The organism is Halobellus ruber (assembly GCF_014212355.1).
Lineage (GTDB): Archaea > Halobacteriota > Halobacteria > Halobacteriales > Haloferacaceae > Haloquadratum > Haloquadratum rubrum.
Map to the genome: position 1 here is coordinate 459,391 of NZ_JACKXD010000002.1, position 18,425 is coordinate 477,815.

At 63.9% G+C, this 18,425-nt stretch carries 21 protein-coding genes and 1 tRNA gene; 9 read left to right on the forward strand and 13 right to left on the reverse strand.

Features of this window, described 5'->3' with window-relative positions; genetic code table 11:
- Positions 1–344 precede the first annotated feature (344 nt).
- Positions 345–611, forward strand: a complete 267-nt coding sequence (locus tag H5V44_RS07270; protein ID WP_185192442.1) for a PRC-barrel domain-containing protein — start codon at positions 345–347, stop codon at positions 609–611.
- Positions 612–971: 360 nt separating this feature from the next.
- Here H5V44_RS07270 and H5V44_RS07275 read toward each other — a convergent pair whose 3' ends face one another.
- From H5V44_RS07275 to H5V44_RS07290, 4 genes are all read right to left on the reverse strand, one after another.
- Positions 972–1,523 carry a type IV pilin gene (locus tag H5V44_RS07275; RefSeq protein ID WP_343067697.1) on the reverse strand — a complete coding sequence of 184 codons (552 nt, stop codon included), beginning with the start codon at positions 1,521–1,523 and terminating at the stop codon, positions 972–974.
- Between the two features lie 70 nt (positions 1,524–1,593).
- Entirely contained in the window at positions 1,594–1,956 is a 363-nt protein-coding gene (locus H5V44_RS07280; RefSeq protein ID WP_185192444.1) for a hypothetical protein, read from the reverse strand.
- Between the two features lie 454 nt (positions 1,957–2,410).
- Positions 2,411–3,514, reverse strand: a complete 1,104-nt coding sequence (locus tag H5V44_RS07285; RefSeq protein WP_185192445.1) for a DNA-methyltransferase — start codon at positions 3,512–3,514, stop codon at positions 2,411–2,413.
- Between the two features lie 46 nt (positions 3,515–3,560).
- Complete coding sequence (locus H5V44_RS07290) at positions 3,561–4,190, reverse strand: MjaI family restriction endonuclease (protein ID WP_185192446.1); 630 nt, start codon at positions 4,188–4,190, stop codon at positions 3,561–3,563.
- A gap of 162 nt (positions 4,191–4,352) precedes the next feature.
- Here H5V44_RS07290 and H5V44_RS07295 point away from each other — a divergent pair, with 162 nt between their 5' ends.
- A complete protein-coding gene (locus H5V44_RS07295; RefSeq protein ID WP_185192447.1) occupies positions 4,353–4,910 on the forward strand; it encodes a hypothetical protein in 558 nt (185 codons plus the stop codon).
- A gap of 292 nt (positions 4,911–5,202) precedes the next feature.
- Here the strand turns inward: H5V44_RS07295 and H5V44_RS07300 are convergent.
- The 5 genes from H5V44_RS07300 to H5V44_RS07320 form a co-directional block, all read right to left on the reverse strand.
- Positions 5,203–5,275 (reverse strand) — tRNA-Thr (locus H5V44_RS07300).
- A gap of 55 nt (positions 5,276–5,330) precedes the next feature.
- Entirely contained in the window at positions 5,331–6,314 is a 984-nt protein-coding gene (locus tag H5V44_RS07305; protein WP_185192448.1) for a class I SAM-dependent methyltransferase, read from the reverse strand.
- A 91-nt stretch (positions 6,315–6,405) separates the two neighbouring features.
- Positions 6,406–7,581: an inorganic phosphate transporter gene (locus H5V44_RS07310; RefSeq protein ID WP_185192449.1), complete on the reverse strand. Its 1,176-nt coding sequence runs from the start codon at positions 7,579–7,581 to the stop codon at positions 6,406–6,408.
- 67 nt (positions 7,582–7,648) lie between these two features.
- On the reverse strand, positions 7,649–8,365 hold the full coding sequence (locus H5V44_RS07315) for a hypothetical protein (RefSeq protein ID WP_185192450.1): 717 nt from the start codon (positions 8,363–8,365) through the stop codon (positions 7,649–7,651).
- Positions 8,366–8,457: 92 nt separating this feature from the next.
- Entirely contained in the window at positions 8,458–8,844 is a 387-nt protein-coding gene (locus H5V44_RS07320) for a DUF7475 family protein (protein ID WP_185192451.1), read from the reverse strand.
- A 160-nt stretch (positions 8,845–9,004) separates the two neighbouring features.
- On the opposite strand from H5V44_RS07320, the gene H5V44_RS07325 reads away from it, so the two are divergent.
- The 4 genes from H5V44_RS07325 (at position 9,005) to H5V44_RS07340 (ending at position 12,015) form a co-directional block, all read left to right on the forward strand.
- Positions 9,005–10,333 carry an arylsulfotransferase family protein gene (locus H5V44_RS07325; RefSeq protein ID WP_185192452.1) on the forward strand — a complete coding sequence of 443 codons (1,329 nt, stop codon included), beginning with the start codon at positions 9,005–9,007 and terminating at the stop codon, positions 10,331–10,333.
- A 107-nt stretch (positions 10,334–10,440) separates the two neighbouring features.
- Positions 10,441–10,989 carry a phosphatase PAP2 family protein gene (locus H5V44_RS07330; RefSeq protein WP_185192453.1) on the forward strand — a complete coding sequence of 183 codons (549 nt, stop codon included), beginning with the start codon at positions 10,441–10,443 and terminating at the stop codon, positions 10,987–10,989.
- A 48-nt stretch (positions 10,990–11,037) separates the two neighbouring features.
- On the forward strand, positions 11,038–11,499 hold the full coding sequence (locus H5V44_RS07335) for a metal-dependent hydrolase (RefSeq protein WP_185192454.1): 462 nt from the start codon (positions 11,038–11,040) through the stop codon (positions 11,497–11,499).
- Positions 11,500–11,580: 81 nt separating this feature from the next.
- Complete coding sequence (locus H5V44_RS07340) at positions 11,581–12,015, forward strand: hypothetical protein (RefSeq protein ID WP_185192455.1); 435 nt, start codon at positions 11,581–11,583, stop codon at positions 12,013–12,015.
- Positions 12,016–12,120: 105 nt separating this feature from the next.
- On the opposite strand, the gene H5V44_RS07345 is transcribed toward H5V44_RS07340, so the two are convergent.
- The 4 genes from H5V44_RS07345 to H5V44_RS07360 form a co-directional block, all read right to left on the reverse strand.
- The gene (locus H5V44_RS07345; protein WP_185192456.1) at positions 12,121–13,140 is read right to left on the reverse strand and encodes a phosphotransferase family protein; all 1,020 of its coding nucleotides are present in this window, start codon (positions 13,138–13,140) and stop codon (positions 12,121–12,123) included.
- Positions 13,137–13,802: an HAD family hydrolase gene (locus tag H5V44_RS07350; protein WP_185192457.1), complete on the reverse strand. Its 666-nt coding sequence runs from the start codon at positions 13,800–13,802 to the stop codon at positions 13,137–13,139. The genes H5V44_RS07345 and H5V44_RS07350 overlap by 4 nt, the downstream gene beginning before the upstream one ends.
- A gap of 115 nt (positions 13,803–13,917) precedes the next feature.
- Positions 13,918–14,661 (reverse strand): methyl-accepting chemotaxis protein, encoded by a 744-nt coding sequence (locus tag H5V44_RS07355; protein ID WP_185192458.1) that lies wholly within the window; start codon positions 14,659–14,661, stop codon positions 13,918–13,920.
- Between the two features lie 351 nt (positions 14,662–15,012).
- Positions 15,013–15,588 carry a hypothetical protein gene (locus H5V44_RS07360; protein WP_185192459.1) on the reverse strand — a complete coding sequence of 192 codons (576 nt, stop codon included), beginning with the start codon at positions 15,586–15,588 and terminating at the stop codon, positions 15,013–15,015.
- A 125-nt stretch (positions 15,589–15,713) separates the two neighbouring features.
- On the opposite strand from H5V44_RS07360, the gene H5V44_RS17970 reads away from it, so the two are divergent.
- The 3 genes from H5V44_RS17970 (at position 15,714) to H5V44_RS07375 (ending at position 18,413) form a co-directional block, all read left to right on the forward strand.
- Entirely contained in the window at positions 15,714–16,022 is a 309-nt protein-coding gene (locus H5V44_RS17970; protein WP_185192460.1) for a hypothetical protein, read from the forward strand.
- Between the two features lie 5 nt (positions 16,023–16,027).
- Positions 16,028–16,486, forward strand: a complete 459-nt coding sequence (locus tag H5V44_RS07370) for a hypothetical protein (protein WP_185192461.1) — start codon at positions 16,028–16,030, stop codon at positions 16,484–16,486.
- 202 nt (positions 16,487–16,688) lie between these two features.
- Positions 16,689–18,413 (forward strand): hypothetical protein, encoded by a 1,725-nt coding sequence (locus tag H5V44_RS07375; protein ID WP_221625617.1) that lies wholly within the window; start codon positions 16,689–16,691, stop codon positions 18,411–18,413.
- Positions 18,414–18,425: the final 12 nt, after the last annotated feature.

Consider the following 18,425-nt stretch of genomic DNA (forward strand, 5'->3'; position numbering starts at 1 on the left):
GACGGATTTCGACACCCCGGGGTGTCGAAAATCTTCACGTAGTTGTAGCCAACAGTATACGAACGGCTACAACGGGCCGCCGCTGTGAACGACGGATCACGCGACCGTCTACAGATCGGATACTGATACTGTCGGCTGTGGTCGCGTGACGGATCCCGACACCCCGGAGGTCTGGGAGATGTTCACGTAGTTATCGCCGACAGTATGAGGGTATAGGTACCGTTGAGCATAACTGCCGCGTGTCCGGCGGATCTCGCCGGCCCCCGGAGGGGCCAGCGACGAGTTGCTGAAGCGGTCGTTTCAGTTATGTCGGAGGTTAAACGGGTCGCGTCGGTTGATCACGTATGGTCCTCGCATCCTCGTTGAGGGGTAATGAGGTAATGACGGTCGAAGGTACTGAACTCGGTGTCATCGAAAGCGTCACGATGGATCCGGAAACGGGAGACCTCCGGAATCTCCGGCTGAAAGCGCACGGTGGCGGCGGCGGTGGCTACAATCGAACTGACGATGGCCACCTCCTGGTGCCAGCCGATCGTATCGAAGCAAGACAGGACTACTTGCTCGTTCGGCCGCCGCAGAAGGACGGGGGCGGGGCGCCTGACGGGCTGTAGGTTTCTGCGCGGCCGCCCTGCCGGAGGGCGATTCCATTGCAGCCCTGAGCGATCGCTCATACCCCGTCGAGCCGGCTGGGGACTACGACATCAGTGGTAACGAACTCGCCCTACACCGGACGAGAACTGCGTGAGCTGCGTATTTAACCCGGATGGCTCGATCGAGCGTGCAGTGACCCACGGTGTGTGTGTAATCACTCTCACTCGGTCTCAGGAGCTTCCGGAACGGATGCAACTTTCGGAGTCGCCGTGATTACCCCTCCCGTCCCCTGATACCTGGTGACGGGCGTGTCGACGAAACGGAGGGCTGAGTACTTCCCCGCAGCAGATCGTGACCGAGAGCCGTTGCCTACACGGCTCCTACGTCGCGGTCAGCGTTTCTTCGATCACAATCGAGTTTGTGGGGAGGTGGACGACACGGACAGTAATTTCATCCCCCTGAGTGATCGGGCACGAACCACCGGTGATCCGGAATGCGATCTCCTCGCCGGCTGCGTACTCCGGGTTATGAATCGCGTTCGGACCGGGGACGGCGTCAAATCCGTACGCTCTCTGGTCGAAGATGTCATCGCCCTCGATGTTCGATTGCTCGATGTCGTTGCCACCCGAGGGTACCGGCAGGTCGACTAGTCGGCCTCGTTTCCCGCAGGCATCCGATGCATCCACGATGACCTCCATATCAGACAGTTGAATCGTGTCGCCGGCGACGTGAGTTACCCGAATGATACCGTCATCACTCCCATCTTGCGGAACGAGTTCGCCGCTCGATTGACCAACGACGGGGCTGGACTGGTTCACCTCGTCGGTAAATCCGAGCGCAAACACCGAAACCGTCGCGGCGAGTATCACCACGACAGCAATCATCAGCACGCTCGCTATGACTGGTGAAACAGCCCGTGACGACGAACTCACTATGCTCGTTGTTAGCTACCCTGGTACAAGATAGTTCGTGTGTAGTTCGTATGTACCACCCACAGCCGAGTTAGATAGCCGGACTCCGCTCTTCCCGCTCCTCGATGAGAACATCATCACCGCTGTCGACACTATCGTTGGAGAACGTTCCGGGCTCGCTAACGCGCTCGGCGAGTCGCGTCTGGACAGCGATCCCGGCCTCGTAGAACTCGCAACCGGCCTGCGTGGGCTCCACCCGGCGCTCGTCCGTCGGGCCGAACGGCCGGACCGGCACGGCGTCGGCGAGCTCGCCGATCACCTGACAGACGCGCCCCGTCGAGACTGTCCTCCGGCTGTACAGCGCCGTGTACGGCAGCGTCTCGGTATCCGTCCTCGCGAGCGCGCGAAAAAGTGCCGCCGCGCGTACCGGGCGCCGCGACGTCGAGGGCAGCACCGGTGTCTGAGCCCTCCTGCTGTCGGGTACACGATTCACCGACGCCAGGGAGACCCTGTCGATGCCGATCGGCGAGCCACGACTGGTCGATCCGAGAGGCGACGAGATGGACGTCGGCGACCCGGGCGACCGCTACGAGTGTTCGACACCACCGCCGTCGGGTCCGTGGTCTCGCGGAAGCCCTCGGGCAGATCGACCGCGACTGTCGGTGACTCGGTCGCCTCGACGCCGTCTGGGGAGACCGAGACTACGACGATAGCCGAGAAACTGAAGCCCGATGGTGGGGAGCCGGGGACTTCTCCGAATGGAGACCCCAAGTGCCACGGCCCAGACGGTGACGACCTCTCCTGCTTCGATTGCCACCGAGGGTAGGGATAATCGATTTGGATAGCACGGTACAATTTCATTTCAATTATCATTCATTCGTGTTAATATACACTGACCTGTAGTTGGGTCAAAAATCCGAGAGAGAAGTAACCTCCCCAGTTTGTTCGCTTTCCTCGATTCGAATATTTGCTCGTTCAACTGGCTCGTGTGAAAGTTCGTAGCCATCTTGCGTTTCCCGAACGTCCGAAACAGTATAGAACTGTATTGGTTTCTCTTGTTTCGTTGTGACTGGGAAATCGTAGTTATCGGCTTCGTATTTGAGGTTTTTGCCGTTGGACAACCGCTCCTCAACAAACTCTTTGTGACCGTCTAATCGCTGTCTGGCGACTTCTCGGGAGTACTTAGGAACCTCTTCGACACGACTCTGAAACAGTTGTACGAATTCTTCTTCCATTTCATATCCGATAGAATTTCGCCCAGCGACCATTGCGGCGAACGATGTGGTACCCGTTCCCCAGAATGGATCGAGAACTGTATCTCCATAGACTGAGTACATATTGATTAAGCGATATGGAACCTCAAATGGATAGGCCGCGGAACGCTCCCTCAACTCATTTTCTTCAAGTGATTGAAATTCTCCCTTAATATCCATCCAAACGTCCGAAAACCATTGATTTCTCTCTTCCCAAAAATACGCTGAGTTATATCTACGTTCTGACCCCGGTTCGAATTCCCGACTCTCCTTCCCATTCCGGAAGACCAGAATGTATTCGTGTTCAAGCGTCACGTAGGCATTCGGGGGAAGCATACCCGAACCCATAAACTTCGCACCCGAGTTGACCGGCTTACGCCACAACAACTCTGGCAAAGGTTCAAACCCAAGATTCTCAAACTTGTTGATAACCTCCGAGTGGTTTTGGAAGACACGAAAACTTCCGTCAACTTTTCGAGTGGCGTCACCGATATTAATACACGCAATACCCCCATCAACGAGTACGCGACTCACCTCAGCCCAGACTTTCTCAAGTTCTTCGTGCATTCGGGCAAACGCAGACTGACCATTCCCGTTCTCCAGATGGTCGCTTATCTCAGAGTTGAGTTCAGAAAATAGTTCGTCCCACATTTCAATCATCGGATACGGCGGTGAAGTGACGATTAGTTCAACAGAGTTACTATCCAATCCAGAAAGTGAACGGGAATCAGCGTTAACTACTCTGTGCTTAGTTTCCATTAGATACTGATACCAAACGGTGCTTCCTTAAGTTTTCGTAGACTCCTCAGTTGAGTACTTCATCGAGTTCGTCCAAATGGAGTTTGAGAGTCTCTGTGGTCGAATAGTCTTCATAGTAGACAATTGGTGCCTGAATTTCCTCTTGTAGTCTACTTTTTTGCTTATAAGTGGTAGGCTTAATAGAGACGGGCTGTTTTCCAAGATAGCCATCAATACCTTTTGATTCGTCTTCAGCAGTCCCAACCTCATACGGAAGATCGTACTCTTGGGATAGTTTGTTTAAGATCGCTTCCTCATTGCGACCTAATCCGGTGTACGTTTTGTAGAGTACGAGATCTTTTACCCACCGGTTGACCATCTCCCGGTCAATTTCTTCTGCCGCCTCCCGCATTTTTACGACCATCTCAAATACTTTATCGGTCGCTTCTTCAATTCTCTTTTCACCATCATAATTTTCAAAATAGAAATTGACCCAGTCTTCATACTCTCCCTCTGGATGTTCCTCTTTGTATTCTTCAATAATCGCACTTAATTGACCAACAGTAGGTGGGCGAGTCCCCTGTGAGTTCTGATTCGCAGTATTCATTATCTGAGTCGTATACTTCGGAAACTCAGGATCAATATCTGCTACCAGTTCTTCACGTTCCTCTTCGGAGAGCCGGATTGTCCGAGACATAGTCCGGCAAATTACAACCCTTAATCATAATTCTGGTGGGAATTAGTGGTTCTACTTCCTGCTCATCGGTTACAGAGGTCACAGAACTCACAGCCAGTAACATTGCTCCACTTTCACTTCGGTCATTTTAAAATTATACTACTGGCTTCTCAACTGTGGGGTATGGACGCATCAGATGATTACGAAGAAAAAATAGCAAATAAGATACAGGAGATACACCAGTTAGAACTTGAAGCACTGAGACGTGCAGGGGTCGCCAAAGAAAAAGAACAGGGGCTTGAGATTGAGTCTACAGAGGCTATAAGACTTTTTCGGGAGGCTACTGGATACATCCTCCGTCTCAGGGAATTACGGGAGGATATTGAACACGAGTTACAATACGATGAACGCTACCATCCCGGACGTATTCTCGGGCACATAGATGACTATAACCGAACACTAAACGATATACGAAAGAATCCTTCCCTCAAGAACGCTGTTCAGAGTTTTGAGAAAATAACGTACCGTGAAAAGGGCTTAAATTCATATCAAGTGAATATCGACGGTCAACCTATCAATATGAAATCGGTGGACACTAACGGATATAATAGTACAAAAACAAATATTACTATGAGTGGATCAACCGTAGAAACCGCCATTTTACCCCGACTCAGACGATTGACTAAAGAAGTCGAAAATTCTCTGATCGGGCGTTGTACTTCTGGGAAGCGGCCAGATTAGATGACTCAGTAGCAACTGGAGAACAGTTGTCTGGATTGTGGCGAGACCGTTCCCGGTGCTGTCTTTTCTAATTCCGACGTGGGATCTTTGTCTCTCCGCCAGAATAGTACTCCCTTTTCAAAACGCAAGACGGAGGGGCCACGTATCGGCGACCGAATCAAATGTTTCCGGCAAAAGTGGGCGGTGAGACCGAATCAAATGTCTCTCGAATCAGGGGGTGTCGAGAGGAATATTCAAGTATTAGCCCCTCTTACGGTTGATTACGGTCATAAGGGAGCCGGAGGCGATCTTAAGCCGGCGGAGGGATTTGAACCCTCGGCCTATTCCTTACGAAGGAATCGCTCTGCCAGCTGAGCTACGCCGGCGCGCCCGTCGAAGGGCACCTTCTGCTACTGTGATGACCTAAAAAAGGCTTCCGAATCACCGTGCCGTGAGCCGGACGTCGAGACAGACGTTGTACTCGTGGGGTGCGTACGACCGGACGACCCGTTCGGTCTCGACTGCGACGTCGTAGCTCGGTTCGGCGGCCTCGCGGATTGCCCGCATCCCGGGGCCGAACGGGTCGTCCTCGTGCTGGATGTCGTAGTAGTGGAGGACGCACTCGTCGCCGGCGAGTGCGACCGCGGTGTCGAGGAACTCCCCTGCGGTGTGCGGGAGGTTCATGACCAGTCGGTCGGCCCACCCCCGATACTCCCCGACGAGGTTGCGTGCGTCGCCCTCGATCGCGGTCACGCGGCTTTCGACGCCGTTCCGGCGGGCGTTCTCCCGGAGGTACTCGACGGCGACGGGGTTGAGATCGCAGGCGACGACGTCGGCCCCGCGGCTCGCCATCGGCACCGCGAACGGCCCCACCCCCGCGAACGTATCCAGCGCGTGCTCCCCTTCGGTCACCTGCTCGATCACGCGGTGGCGCTCGGTTGCGAGCCGCGGCGAGAAGTATACCTCCGCGATGTCCAAGGCGAACTCGTGGCCGTACTCCCGGTGGACCGTCTCCGTCGACTCGCCGAAGAGCACGTCCCACTCCCGAACCCGGAGTTCCCCAGAGACCTTCGAGGCACGGTTCACGACCGTGGTCGCCCGGAGATCCGACGCCGCGATCGCCTCGGCGATCCGCCGCGCGCGGTCGGGGTCGTCCTCGTCGAGGATGACGACATCACCCAGGCGTTCGTAGGACGGCTCGAACCCGAGGACGTCCGCGGGCGTGGTCTGTGTCTCCCGTTCCGGGACCTCCCTGTCGACGACTTCGTGCGTTGCCGGCACCGACTCGGGGTCGGTGACCGGGATGTAGAGCGAACCCTCCGCTGCTGTGATCTCGTACCGTCGGTCGAGCAGGTCCCGGGCCGCGAGGGCTTTTCGGGTCTCCTCGCCGCGCTCGGTCGGGACGCGGACGCAGGGAACCGACATATCCGGACCTCGTGATCGGTGGGAGTAAGCGTGGCGTTTCCGCGCTCCCGCCGCCGAACGCACGGGATCGGCGGCTGCCGCTCCCTCTTCGTCACCACGCAAAACGGAAGAGCGCCCAGAAGGTGACGTACGCACCGACGGTCGCGAGCACGGGGACGAGGTTCTGCATCAGGATCACCCGGCCGGTGGTCGCGGGATCGAACAGGTCGGAGGCGCCGGGGATGTCCGACGCTTCCTCCTCGCCTACTCCCGGGGCCGCCTCCCCGGGTTCCTCGGCCGCCAGGGCACCGACCGAAACCGTCGCGTCCTCGCCGCCCCGGAGTCCCTCCGAGAGCGTCGTGGTCCGGGTGGCGCGGCCCCAGCCGAGCCCGACGATCGACATCGTGGCGATGATCACGAACGACGCCGGGATCCCGATCGCCGACAGCCCGATCACGATCGCGGAGGCCACCACGGCGACGACGATCGCGGCGGTCAGCGGGAGGTCGGTGAGGTCGTTGCCGAGCGTATCGAGCGTCCGCCGCGCGATCGTGAGCGCGCCGACCGCGACCGCGCCCGACCCCACGAGGATCAGGAAGTTCAGGTCGACGCCCGCGCCGAACAGCGGCGCGACCGCGTTTGCGATGTTCGAGGTGCCCGAGGAAAACGCCATCAGACAGCTGATCGACACCAGGGTGAACGTGCCGAAGAACTCCCGGCGCGTGGTGTTCGGCCCCGGACGCGGGACCGGAATCGCCCCCGAGCGGTCAACTTCGAGGAGGGCGCCCTCGCTCTGTGTGATCGCGATCCACTCGTTGATCGTGGGGTAGACGTACCGACCGATCATCACCGACACCCAGAAGCCGACCAGCGGCGCGACGATCCACCACACCGCGATCTCGCCCATCACCGCGAGGTTCAACTCCCCCGCGGCGAGCGCGAGCCCCGCGATCGCGCCGACCGCCGTCATCGACGTCGAGGCCGGAACGCCCACGTAGTTGCCGACGAACAGCGCGCCGCCGATGAAAAACAGCACTACGATGCTGGTCTCAACGGTGAACACCCCCGGGCTCGTCACCAGTTCGCTCCCCAGCGTGTCCACGACCCGCCGGCCGATGGTCCACGCGCCGATGAAGAAGAACACCGACATCAGGACGCCCGCGAGGGTCTTCGAGAGGACGCCCGCCCCGACCGCCGGCCCGAACGACGGGCCGGTGTTCGATCCCCCGATGTTGAACCCGACGAACAGCGCGACCGCCAGGCCCAGCAGGATGAGGCCGCTGAGCATCGCTACCGCACCCGCCGCGGCCGTCGCTTGCGGCTGGACGCGTTCCGGGCGCGCGGATCGGACCGCGTCATTTGCTCTCGGTGTCCTCTGTGAGTTCCGCTTCGATCTCCTCGCGGCTCGGCCGGCGTTCGATCCGGTCGTTCACCTCCTCCAACTGTTCGATGATCGACGTGATCTCGTCGGAGAGCACCCCCTCGACGTTTTCGGCGATCTCCTTCGACATCGTCTCTTCGACGTTCTCGGTGACTTCCTTAGTCACTTTCTCCTCGACGTCGTCGCTGACTTTCTCCGCAACGTCGTCCGTGACTTTCTCCGCCACTTTCTCCTCGACGTCGTCGCTGACCTGCTTTGCGACCTCCTCACCGACGTCCTCGGTAACCTGTTCTGTGACCTTCTCGCCGACGTCTGCAGTGACCTGTTCTGTGACCTTCTCGCCGACGTCTGCAGTGACCTGTTCTGTGACCTTCTCGCCGACTTCCTCGGAGACCTGCTCGGTGATCTGAGCCTCGACGTTGCCGCTGACGTCCTTCGATACCTGCTCGCCGACGGTCTCTGTGACCTCCTCGGTGATCGTCTCCCCGACCTGCTCGGCGACCTCCGTGGTCATCCACTCGGGGTCGAACCGCGACATCTTCCACCCGACGTGGATCGCATACGACACCAGCGCACCCAGCCCGAACGCGATCCCGACGGCGGTCCCGACGGTGAGGATGAGTACGATCGCGAGAAACAGCAGAACGCCGTATGCGATATCGACGGCAAAATCGACCTGGTTCGGTTTCATCTACCGTGTCTACGGGGGGTGGGGTCTTTTGTCCGTTGAATGGCGCCCCGGATCCGGCAACGGGCCCCATACCTCGGATACCGCCTCCCCCATCACTCCCGGCGGAGTAACGCGATCAGCACGACGATCAGGAGTACCTGCGCGACCTTGTCGATCCACCCGAACGTGCCCACGTCGGCGGGGAACGACTTCCCGCCCCCGGCGAAGTTGATCAGATACCAGAGCACGATCTGTCCTGCGGTGAACGGAATGCCGAGGCCGTAGAGCAGCCGACGCCGGTAGTCCGCTAAGATCGCGGCGCTCGCGACGAGGAACACCACGCCCGCAAACAGGAACGACAGCCCGAGCGGGCTGGGCGCGAACCCGACGCCGAGTCTGAGGTGGATCACGCCGCTGACCAGCGCAAACAGGATTCCGAGGTAGTGCAACGGGGTGAGCGTCTGGAGGTCGAACAGTCCGGAGTCGGTCGCCGTGCTCATACTCGTGCAGTGGGACCGAAAAATCATAAAAGATCGGTCCTTCGACAGCGAGCTGCCGGCGGCCGTCGGGCGGTTCCGCGACGACCCTCCGGCGGAGTCGCCAACCGATAGCGTATTAATCCCGGCTCCCGCGGGTTGGCGTATCGGTCCCAACAACCCGATGTTCGGACTTCCGCCCCGTCTCCGCGCCGCGGTCGTCGTCCTCTGTGTGATCGCGGTCGCCTCGACCGGGGTCGTCGCCGTCGAGTTCGTCGGGAGCGAACTCGACCCCTCAGTCGGCGCTGCCGCCGCCGAGCAGGCGGAACTGCCGTACGCGGATCGCGACCCGATCGCGCCGCCGGCCGACGGAACGACCGTGGTCACCACCCAGAAGTACCGCCACAACTTCCTCGTCGCGTTCAGCCCGGACGGGCGGGTGCGGTACTTCGACGACTCCCTGGATCGGTACCACGACGTCGACCCCGCGCCGAGCGGGAGCCACACCGTCGAGTTCGTCGGGGCCGAGTACGACGGCGACACGACCGTCCAGGTCGTCCGCCGCGTCAACCTCACCACCGGGGAGACGACGGACGTGTACCGGCACGCAGTGCCGCGGACCGACCGTCCCCACCGGTGGCACGACGTCGACAGGGTCGGCCCCCACAGGCTCGCCGTCGCGGACATCCGGGATGACTCGATCTTCGTCGTCGACACCCGGACCGGCGAGCGGACCTACGAGTGGTCCGCACAGTCGGCGTACGCCCTCGACTCCGGCGGGCCGTTCCCGTACGATTGGACCCACCTCAACGACGTCGAACGCCTCCCGGACGGCCGGTATATGGTGAGCCTCCGGAACCAGGATTCGGTCGTGTTCGTCGATCCAGGTTCGGGCGTCGATCGGGCGTGGACGCTCGGCAGCGACGACGACTACCGGATCCTCAACGAGCAGCACAACCCCGACTACATCCCCGCCGGGGAGCGGCCGGCGGTCCTGATCGCCGACTCCCAGAACGACCGGATCGTGGAGTACCGCCGACACGACGGCGCGTGGGTCCGGACGTGGACCTGGACCGAAACCGGGATGGCGTGGCCCCGGGACGCCGACCGACTCCCGAACGGCCACACGCTCGTCGGCGACACCAACAGCGGGCGGGTCCTCGAAGTCGACACCGACGGCGAGGTGGTCTGGGAGATCGACGGCGTCGGCGTCTACGATGTCGAGCGGATCGGCAACGACTGGAACCGGAGCGAGACGGCCCCGGCGGACCGACTCGGCCTGGAAAACCGGTCGTCGACGTCGGCGACCCTCGGCGGGTCCACGAGCCGACGGCTCACTGCCGCGCTCCTCCCGCCGGTGGTCCGGAACTCCGTCGGGTTCGTCGCCCCGCTGTGGCTGTCGTCGCTCGGGCAAGCCGCCGCACTCGCGGCCGCAACGTCGGGGGTGCTGGCGATCGCTCTGGTCGTCGGCTACCGAGTGAACCGGTACCGACGGTCAGGAACAAAAAGGTAAACCGCGGCGGGTCCCTCACTCGGCCCGACAACGATGTACTGGCAGCCTCCCACACCGGTTCTGTCGGGTCGACGCCGGGCGGATCGGCCGACACGCCACGTCGACGGATGAGCGCCGCGGCCGACCTCCTCGCGTGGATCATCGCCGTCGACACCGCCGTCGCGGACCTGTTCGTCGCGATCAGACACCCGCTTTTGACGAAGGTGATGACCTCCGTCACCGGCCTCGGGTCGGCCTCTGCGGCGGCCGTGTTCCTCGGGATCTTCTATCTCGCGGGGTGGCGGCGGGAGTTCGCGGTCGGCGCCGTCGCGTTGGCCGTCTCGGGCGTGGTCGTTCCGGCGCTGATGTATCTCGTCCAGCGGCCGTTCCCCGCGGACCCGGTGTGTCAGACCTCCGGCTCCGGACTCACTCCCCACTCGTTTCCCTCCGGACACGCCGCGGCGGTGACGGTCCTCGCGTTGGTCTCCCGCGGGTCCGAGAACCTCCCGTTCCGGATCGTGACCGCGCTCGCGGCGACGGTCGCGGTTTCGCGGATGTACCTCGGCACCCACTACCTCAGCGACACGCTCGTCGGCGTCGCGCTCGGGATCGCGGCGTTCGCGGTGGGTCGGTCGCTGGCGCCGCGGCTTCGGGCCCGTCTCCCGGAATCGGCGTGACGCCCCCGGGGCCGGAGCCCACAAGTACCGCACCGGCGTAGACGATCCGTGCTCTTTGCGACCCACCTGCTGGCTGCCGGACTCCTCGGTCGTCGGCTCCGGCTCCCGGTCGGGTGGGCGGTCGTCGGCGCGGCGCTTCCGGACCTCCTCGACAAGCCGCTCGCCTCGCTTGGGGTCGTCGACCTGTTCCACTCGGTGGGTCACAGCGCGCTTCTGGCGGTCGTGGTGCTTCCGATCGCGTTCGTCGGTCGGGCCGGGGTCGCGGCGGCGCTCGGATGGAGCTTGCACCTCTTTCTCGACGCCTTTCACGTGATCGTCAACGGCCGCGCCGGCGACGCGCTGTTCCTTCTGTGGCCGCTCGCGATCCCCCCGGACCCACTCGCCATCCCCCCGGGAGAGTTCGTCTTCTACTACCTCTGGTCGCCCTCCTTCTTCGTCGAGGTCGCGATCTGGGCGGGCGCGGCGGCGCTCGCCCTCCGGGCGGTGCACGAGCGGACCGCGGCGGCCTGACGGTCGGGACCGTCGCGGCGTAGGCTCCCACACGCGGGGGTCGGCCACCGGGCTTACACTGTCTGGCCCCGTACTGCGGGTATGTCCGAAGAGCCAAGCCTGGCCCGGCGTCGGTGTCTGCGGGCGGCGGGGGTCGCGCTCGCGGGTGGACTCGCCGGGTGCGCTCGCTCCGGAGCCGTCGCGGCGCCGTCCGACGACCTCGATTTCCGATCGGACGCCCCCTGCGCCGACGACTTCGAGGTCGTAGAGGAGGCGGCGCGGATCGAACTCGGGTCACAGCCGTCCGTGCGGCTCCGATTCCGCAACACGGGCGAGGTCCCGATCAGGTACGAGGTGACCGTGATATTCGAGCAGGGGACGTCGCTCGGGATCCCGGCTCGGACCGGACGCGACACCCTCTCGGGGCGGCTCGATCCGGGCGAAACCGTGGTCGCTTCGGCCACCGACGACGCCGCCGACATCGAGAACACGGAGTTCTACGACGTCAGCGTGTCGCTGGAGTGCCTCCCGGGCTGACCAGCCGCGGCGACTGCGACGTGCTCATACTGTCGGCTACAGTCCCGTGACGGATTTCGACACCCCGGGGTGTCGAAAATCTTTACGTGAGTATAGCCACCAGTATCACAACAGCGTCCGCAACGTCCGGAGGTGGAACCGCACCGCGTCGGCCCGCGGGACCGGCGGGTATCCGGGGTTGGTGACCGCGCCCCGGGAGTCGACGGCGGTGCTCACGACCGCGGCGACCCGGTGGACCGGCCGGACGCGCGGGTACTCGCGGACTGACTCGTAGCCCGCGCGGAACGCCTCGCGGAGCGGTTCCGTCGCCGCATCCGGGACGTACCAGTCGGCGACTAGATACTCGGTCTTTGCGACCGACAGGGCCGGCGCGGCCGAAAGTGGCGCTTCCCAGTCGAGGACGGCGGCGACGCGGCCGTCGGCGATGAGGGCGTTGCCCGGCCGCAGGTCCCACGGAAACAGCCGCGGGACCGGCGCCCGGTCGGCCTCGAAGCCGTCGAGCACGGCAGCGACGTCGGCGCGGAGCGCGTCGAACTCCGGGGGAAGCCGTGCCAGGCCCGACCGCCCGAACCTCGCGAGCCACGTCCGCCACTCTCTCCCGGCGCCGCGTCGTTCGTCCTCTCCCCTGCCACCGACAGCCCCGGTACCAGAATCCCCCGCGACCCCCGCGGCGGACGCGTCCGCGATCGAGAGTTCACCGTCCGCGACCGTCAGCGGGCCGTACCCCTCGAACCGGAACGCCCCGTGGAGCGCCGCGAGATACCGGCCGAACGAGCGTGCGATACGGCGCCGCCCCGCGGGATCGAGGTCGGTGAACGACTGGTGGAGGTCGTCGCCGGCCACCAGCGCGGTTGCCAGCCACCCGTCGCAATCGACCGTGCCGCTCCCCAGCGGTGTCGGCACCGGAATCGAGGTCCGCTCGGCGATCGCGTCGAGCAACCGCGTCTCGACCCGGGCCGCGTCCGGGTTGTCGGCGAGTTGAACCACCATCGGCTCCGCGTCGGCGAACCCGACGACTGCAGTCCGGCGCCGGGTTCCGACGTCGATGGGCTCGATCCGCTCGACGACGGCGTCCGGTCGAACTCGTCGGGCGATCCGGCCGAGTTTCGACGGCGCCTCCGTCATTCCGCGAGTACCGCTTCGAGGTCACACAGGGATTCGAGCACGTACTCCGGGGTGTACTCACCCGGGCCGTCGCCGCCGCTGAGCCACGCGGCATAAAGCCCCGCGTTGTGCGCGCCGGCGACGTCGTACCCGAGCGAGTCGCCGACGTAGAGGGCCCGATCGGCGGGGACGCCCAGCTCCGAGAGGATCGCCTCGAACGGGTCGACGTGGGGTTTCCGGCGGGAGAGGTCGCCGGCGTACACGATCGCGTCCGTCCCGCTTTCGAGCCCGAGCGCGTCGATCTTGGTGCGTTGGCGGCGTTCCGGGCCGTTCGTGAGGATCCCAACCTCCCCCGCCGCCCGGGAGGCCCGGAGCGCCCGTTCCGCGCAGGGAAGGAACTCGACGTCGGCGTCGTCGATCCCGTCGAGCAGGGCGGCAGCGAGCGCGATCGGATCGACTTCTGACCGGCCGTGACGGGCGGCGACGCGAGCGAACCCGGCGCCCAGATACCCCGTCCGGTCGTCGGGATCCGGCGGGCCGTCGAGGGCGGCCCACAGCTCCTCCGGCGCCCCGAACGGTTCGGCCCCGACCAGATCGAACGCCCGGCGGTAGGCGGTGTCGACGTCGCCGGTCCGCCGGCAGAGCGTGTTGTCCAGGTCGAACACCACCGCCTCGAAGGTCATTGCCAGCGATACGGGGCGGAGACACTAAACGGCACGCACCGTGGAACGAACCGCCGAAACCGGGAGCCCGGGTCCCCTCCCCGGCGCCCAGTACTCCGAACCGACCGGGACCGCATCACTCGCCGAGACGTTCGTCGAGTTCGTTGGCCTGCGTGATCGCGTTCATAATCCTGTTTGCGAGGTCGTTGACGTCGTCGGCGAAGACCTGTGTCGTGTCAGCCATATCGTCGACACTCTCCGAGGTATCGACGGCGCTCGCGGCAATTTCGTCCAGGTCGTCGACGGTCCCCGCGATCGAATCCGCGGCGGCATCGGTTCGATCGTCGACCGCCCTGATCCGATCGATCGTGGCGTCGGCCTCCGACTCAACCTCCGCGACGATGTCGTCGATCTCAGTCGCCTGCCGGCTGGCCTGCTCCGCGAGGCTCTTGACCTCGTCTGCAACGACTGCGAACCCGTCGCCGTCGTCGCCGACGCGAGCGGCTTCGATCGACGCGTTCAACGCGAGAACGTTCGTCTGTTCCGCGATTTCGTTGAGGATTTCGGTTATCTCGCCGATCTCGTCTAACGTCGTTTGCAGGGTCTCCAGTCGGTCCTGTGCCGCGATTGCGGCATCCCTCGCCTCCGCTACGTCGTCGCGGGCATCCTCGGCCGACGACTGTGCGGTTTCGGCGCGGTCCACGGTCTCGGAGCTCGATCTGTTGGCGGCGGCGGCGTTCCGCGACAGCGCCTCGATGGCTTCGCTGGACTCGCTGAACTCCGTGCCGATCAGCGACAGCAGTTCCGCGTGGTCGGTTGCGAGTTCGTCCACCGAACCGGCGCCCGCATCGTTCGCGTCAGCCTCAGTTCTGCGTGACATAGTCTGTGTGTCAGCGGTTACGATCCGTCACCTGTGCGATACTGCCACACAGTGGAGAGGGATACTTAATCGTTGGCGCCCGAGTATCAGATGCGATGTCAGACGACGACATTCACGCCTGCGACTGCGGGGCAACGTTCGATACGCTTGAAGACCTGAAACAGCACGCAAAGGAGAACCACCCCGACGCCCACGAGGAAAACTCCGAGGACTGAGACGGATTACTGTAGTCAATCGCCGGTCATCGCCGACCCCGTCTCTGGCGATGGCCGGTAATTAGTCACAATAATCCGTATGAGACGGCCCCGGTTCCCCTCAGAACGGATCGTTGAACGGGTGTGTTCCGCTCGATTATCCGGTCGGTCGCCCCGTCGGTGGTGCATCCGCGAGTCCAGTTTCGCCGCCGTCGGGAACCTCGCCGCGTTCCAGATACGACGCTTCGAGCGACGCGAGTTCGTCGTTGATCGCCCCGCTTTCGTGGTGCATCGGGGATGCGCGTACCCGGACCAGATCGTACTCGTGGCGCCCGCCGAGGCCGTTCCACGCGCGGAACGATCCGACCGTCAGCGTGTGGGTCTGCGGGCAGAACGGCGTGGTCGGGGTGAACTCCGCGCGCAACACCCGATCGGTGCCGTCCCGGGAGACCGCGTCGCCGGCGTCGGGGCGCTCCCGGGCGTACCGGTAGCCCGCCGCCTCGTGTCGGGAATCGAGGTTCAACCGGGCCAGGTTGTAGTCGAACGTCATATCGTAGACGGTTCGCTTCTCGAACGACTCCCGAGTCAATCGGTGAAACGCGGCGTGCTCCCGCCCGGTCAGGAGGTCGTGGTCCGCCAGGAACGGGCCGACCGACGGAAGGTGATCGGGAACGACCTCGTCGTAGTCGTCGAACCCCGCTTCGGTGCCGAACAGGCCGGAGATGCTCGCCATGCACGGAGGTCGCGTCCCGGCCCGAATAGGGGTGTTTGCGAAGATGTTCGGCCGCCAGTCCCGATGCGGCCGGGTGCATCCCGGGCGGTTCTGCCGCGTTCGCGATCACTGGATGCCGGCCAGGTATGCGTGATCCCGACGTGCCGGACGTTCGCCTCCGGGTGCGTGTCTCGTGGGCGAACCCGCGGCGCTCCAGCACCTCGGAGAGGGGTTCGGGCTCGAAGCTGTTGACGAGGAGGGGGTTCGCCGGGAGCGAGACCTTCGAGTGCCGACAGGACGTCGCCGAACGGCTCCCCGTCGACATCCCGGAGGTCTACGTCCACCGACTTCCGGGACGTATCAGCCGGTCGGTACCTGATTGTCCTATCGACCCCCCGATAGCGTTCACCCGACACCGACGAGGGCGGGAACTCTTGACCGTGCGGGCCCTGTAAGCGGTATGGATCTCGATCGGTTCGCGTCGGATCGGCCTGCCGACGACGCTCCGACGGACGCATCCGTCTGTGTCGTCGCCGTCCAACCCGACACGTTCGAGCGGTGTCGACGGGGGTTGTACCCCGCGCCGCGGTCGTACGACCGGACCCGCGAGGCGTTCGCGTACATGGCGTTCTACCGGACGGATCCGGTCTCGGCGGTGACCCACTACGCGCCGGTCTCGGAGCGGACCGAGCAGACCCGCAGGGAGCCCGGGCCGATGACGGAATCGGACTGGGTCGCCACCATCGATCCCTTCTCGGAGGAACGCGTCGTGGTCGTGTTCGAACTCGGGGCGCTGATCCCGCTGGCGGAGCCGGTCGTCAACGACCGCAACGGCGTCCGTGGCGCGTGGTACTGCACCGTCGGCGACCTCCGATCCGCGGCGACGCTTTCGGAACTGTCGCGCGCAGCACAGGGGTGAGCCGCCTCGGTCCTGTGTACGTCGTGGTCCCATCGAGCGGCGGCTCCGTGCCGCGCCCGCGCGGTCCGGGCCGGACCACATACGTACCCGGAGCACGAACCGGAGGAGGATGGGTACTCAGCCGCCCCCTGACGACGGTCCCGAACGGACCCCTCCGACCGACACCCCTGGCCCGGACCGAGCCATACTCGCGTACCTGGGTGTGCGAACCCTCGTCCTCGTCGTGGTGGTCGCGTTCGGCTACGTCACGCGGCCGATCTGGCACGGACTGGTCTACTCGGCGATCTACTCGCCGACCGGCCTCCTCGTGGTCGGCGGCGGCAGCCTCGCCGCCGTCGTGCTCTGGTATCTGCCGCCGGATCGGCTTCGGTCCGCCGGGTCCGGGGTAGGCGGGTCGAGTGACCTCGACGTGGTGTCCGACGGCCCAGACTCGCTGGGGGAGTTGGTGGGGACGGACAACGGCACCGCGGCCGCGAAATTCCGGCTGCTGGCCGTGATCGTCGGCCTCCTGATCGCGGTCTCCTTGCTCGTCGGGGGGATCAGCGGCACGTTCGAACAGCGTACCCTCGCGCAGGAGACGATGGCCGACGCCACCGAGGTCGAGGCGTTCCCCGAAGCCAACCCGGAGAACCCGCGAGTCGTCCCCCGACGTGTCTCGGAGGTGACGACCCGCGGTGAGGTCTCCTACCGGCAGCACCGGTTGGGGACAAGCGACATCGCACGACGCGAGGACGGGTCGCTGGCGTGGTCGTATCCGATCGAGCCGGACGGCTTCCGGAACACGCTCCTCGAGAACCAGCGCGGGGTGCTGCTCGCGGACATGACCCGGATCGACGAGCGCCGGACCGAAACCTTCGACGACACGGACTTCACCTACGGCGAGGGGATGTTCCTCCACCGCTCTGCCGACTGGCAGCTGAAGAAGACCGACTACCTCGCGCGGTACAACGACGACGCCGTGGAGTTCACCCACGACGGGACGCCGTACATGTACTACCCGAAGACCGGCCACGAGTGGCGGCTGGTCCCGTTCCCGCACACGGTTCCGGTGTGGGACGGCGGTGCCCTGGTGTTCCCCGACGGCGAGATCCGGCACCTGGCTCCCGAGGAAGCCCAATCGAGCGAGATCCTCGACGGCCAGCGGCTTTACCCGGTTTCGCTCACGCGGGCCGAGATGGGGTCGCTGGGGTACCGCAACGGGATCGTGAACCAACTGCCCGTCGTCGGTGCCCACAGGGGAGAGGTCGAGCTCGCAACGCTTCCCGACGGCGCGGACAACAGACAGCCGTTCATCATCGACCTGGCGGGCGAGCGGCTGTCGTACGTGACCGCGATGGAGCCCTACGGCGCCGACAGCCGCGGGCTCGACGAGGTGTGGTTCGCCGACGCCGAAACCGGCGAGTACACCTTCTTCGGGACCGACCGCGAGACGCTCACCGGACCGGAGCGCGCGATGGGGATCGCCCGATCGGAGGACTCCCAGACCAACTGGGGGCGGAACTTCGTGGTGACCGAACCCGTCCCGACGATCGTCGACGAGGACCTCTGGTGGCACATCAAGGTCTCCCCCGTAGACTTCACCGACGTGACCCGGAACGTGTTCGTGAACGCCGACTCCGGGGCGGCCATCGCAGTGGAGACCGACAACGAGACCCGCGCGTTCATCCGTGGAGACATCAACGAGTCGACGACCGACGGTGACCGGGACGACGAGGGCGCGCCAGACGACGGGACGGACAGCGACATCATCTACTACATCGTCGTCACCAACCAGACCGGCGAGGTCGTCGAGCGGATCCCGGTCAGGTCCGGCCAGGATACGTCGATCGTGCCGCCCGACGACGACCGCGTCACTGTCGTCAACGGGACGGCGACCGCGACGAACGACTCGGCGACTACGACAAACGAATCAACTACGGCCGCCTGAACGCGCCGGTCG

What these genes read in the sequence shown, in the direction of transcription:
- H5V44_RS07270 (WP_185192442.1), top strand. Translation starts at nt 345, where the DNA reads ATGGTCCTCGCATCCTCGTTGAGGGGTAATGAGGTAATGACGGTCGAA.
- H5V44_RS07285 (WP_185192445.1), bottom strand. Translation starts at nt 3,514, where the DNA reads ATGGAAACTAAGCACAGAGTAGTTAACGCTGATTCCCGTTCACTTTCT.
- H5V44_RS07290 (WP_185192446.1), bottom strand. Translation starts at nt 4,190, where the DNA reads ATGTCTCGGACAATCCGGCTCTCCGAAGAGGAACGTGAAGAACTGGTA.
- H5V44_RS07295 (WP_185192447.1), top strand. Translation starts at nt 4,353, where the DNA reads ATGGACGCATCAGATGATTACGAAGAAAAAATAGCAAATAAGATACAG.
- H5V44_RS07305 (WP_185192448.1), bottom strand. Translation starts at nt 6,314, where the DNA reads ATGTCGGTTCCCTGCGTCCGCGTCCCGACCGAGCGCGGCGAGGAGACC.
- H5V44_RS07310 (WP_185192449.1), bottom strand. Translation starts at nt 7,581, where the DNA reads ATGCTCAGCGGCCTCATCCTGCTGGGCCTGGCGGTCGCGCTGTTCGTC.
- H5V44_RS07315 (WP_185192450.1), bottom strand. Translation starts at nt 8,365, where the DNA reads ATGAAACCGAACCAGGTCGATTTTGCCGTCGATATCGCATACGGCGTT.
- H5V44_RS07320 (WP_185192451.1), bottom strand. Translation starts at nt 8,844, where the DNA reads ATGAGCACGGCGACCGACTCCGGACTGTTCGACCTCCAGACGCTCACC.
- H5V44_RS07325 (WP_185192452.1), top strand. Translation starts at nt 9,005, where the DNA reads ATGTTCGGACTTCCGCCCCGTCTCCGCGCCGCGGTCGTCGTCCTCTGT.
- H5V44_RS07330 (WP_185192453.1), top strand. Translation starts at nt 10,441, where the DNA reads ATGAGCGCCGCGGCCGACCTCCTCGCGTGGATCATCGCCGTCGACACC.
- H5V44_RS07340 (WP_185192455.1), top strand. Translation starts at nt 11,581, where the DNA reads ATGTCCGAAGAGCCAAGCCTGGCCCGGCGTCGGTGTCTGCGGGCGGCG.
- H5V44_RS07345 (WP_185192456.1), bottom strand. Translation starts at nt 13,140, where the DNA reads ATGACGGAGGCGCCGTCGAAACTCGGCCGGATCGCCCGACGAGTTCGA.
- H5V44_RS07350 (WP_185192457.1), bottom strand. Translation starts at nt 13,802, where the DNA reads ATGACCTTCGAGGCGGTGGTGTTCGACCTGGACAACACGCTCTGCCGG.
- H5V44_RS07355 (WP_185192458.1), bottom strand. Translation starts at nt 14,661, where the DNA reads ATGTCACGCAGAACTGAGGCTGACGCGAACGATGCGGGCGCCGGTTCG.
- H5V44_RS07360 (WP_185192459.1), bottom strand. Translation starts at nt 15,588, where the DNA reads ATGGCGAGCATCTCCGGCCTGTTCGGCACCGAAGCGGGGTTCGACGAC.
- H5V44_RS17970 (WP_185192460.1), top strand. Translation starts at nt 15,714, where the DNA reads ATGCGTGATCCCGACGTGCCGGACGTTCGCCTCCGGGTGCGTGTCTCG.
- H5V44_RS07370 (WP_185192461.1), top strand. Translation starts at nt 16,028, where the DNA reads ATGGATCTCGATCGGTTCGCGTCGGATCGGCCTGCCGACGACGCTCCG.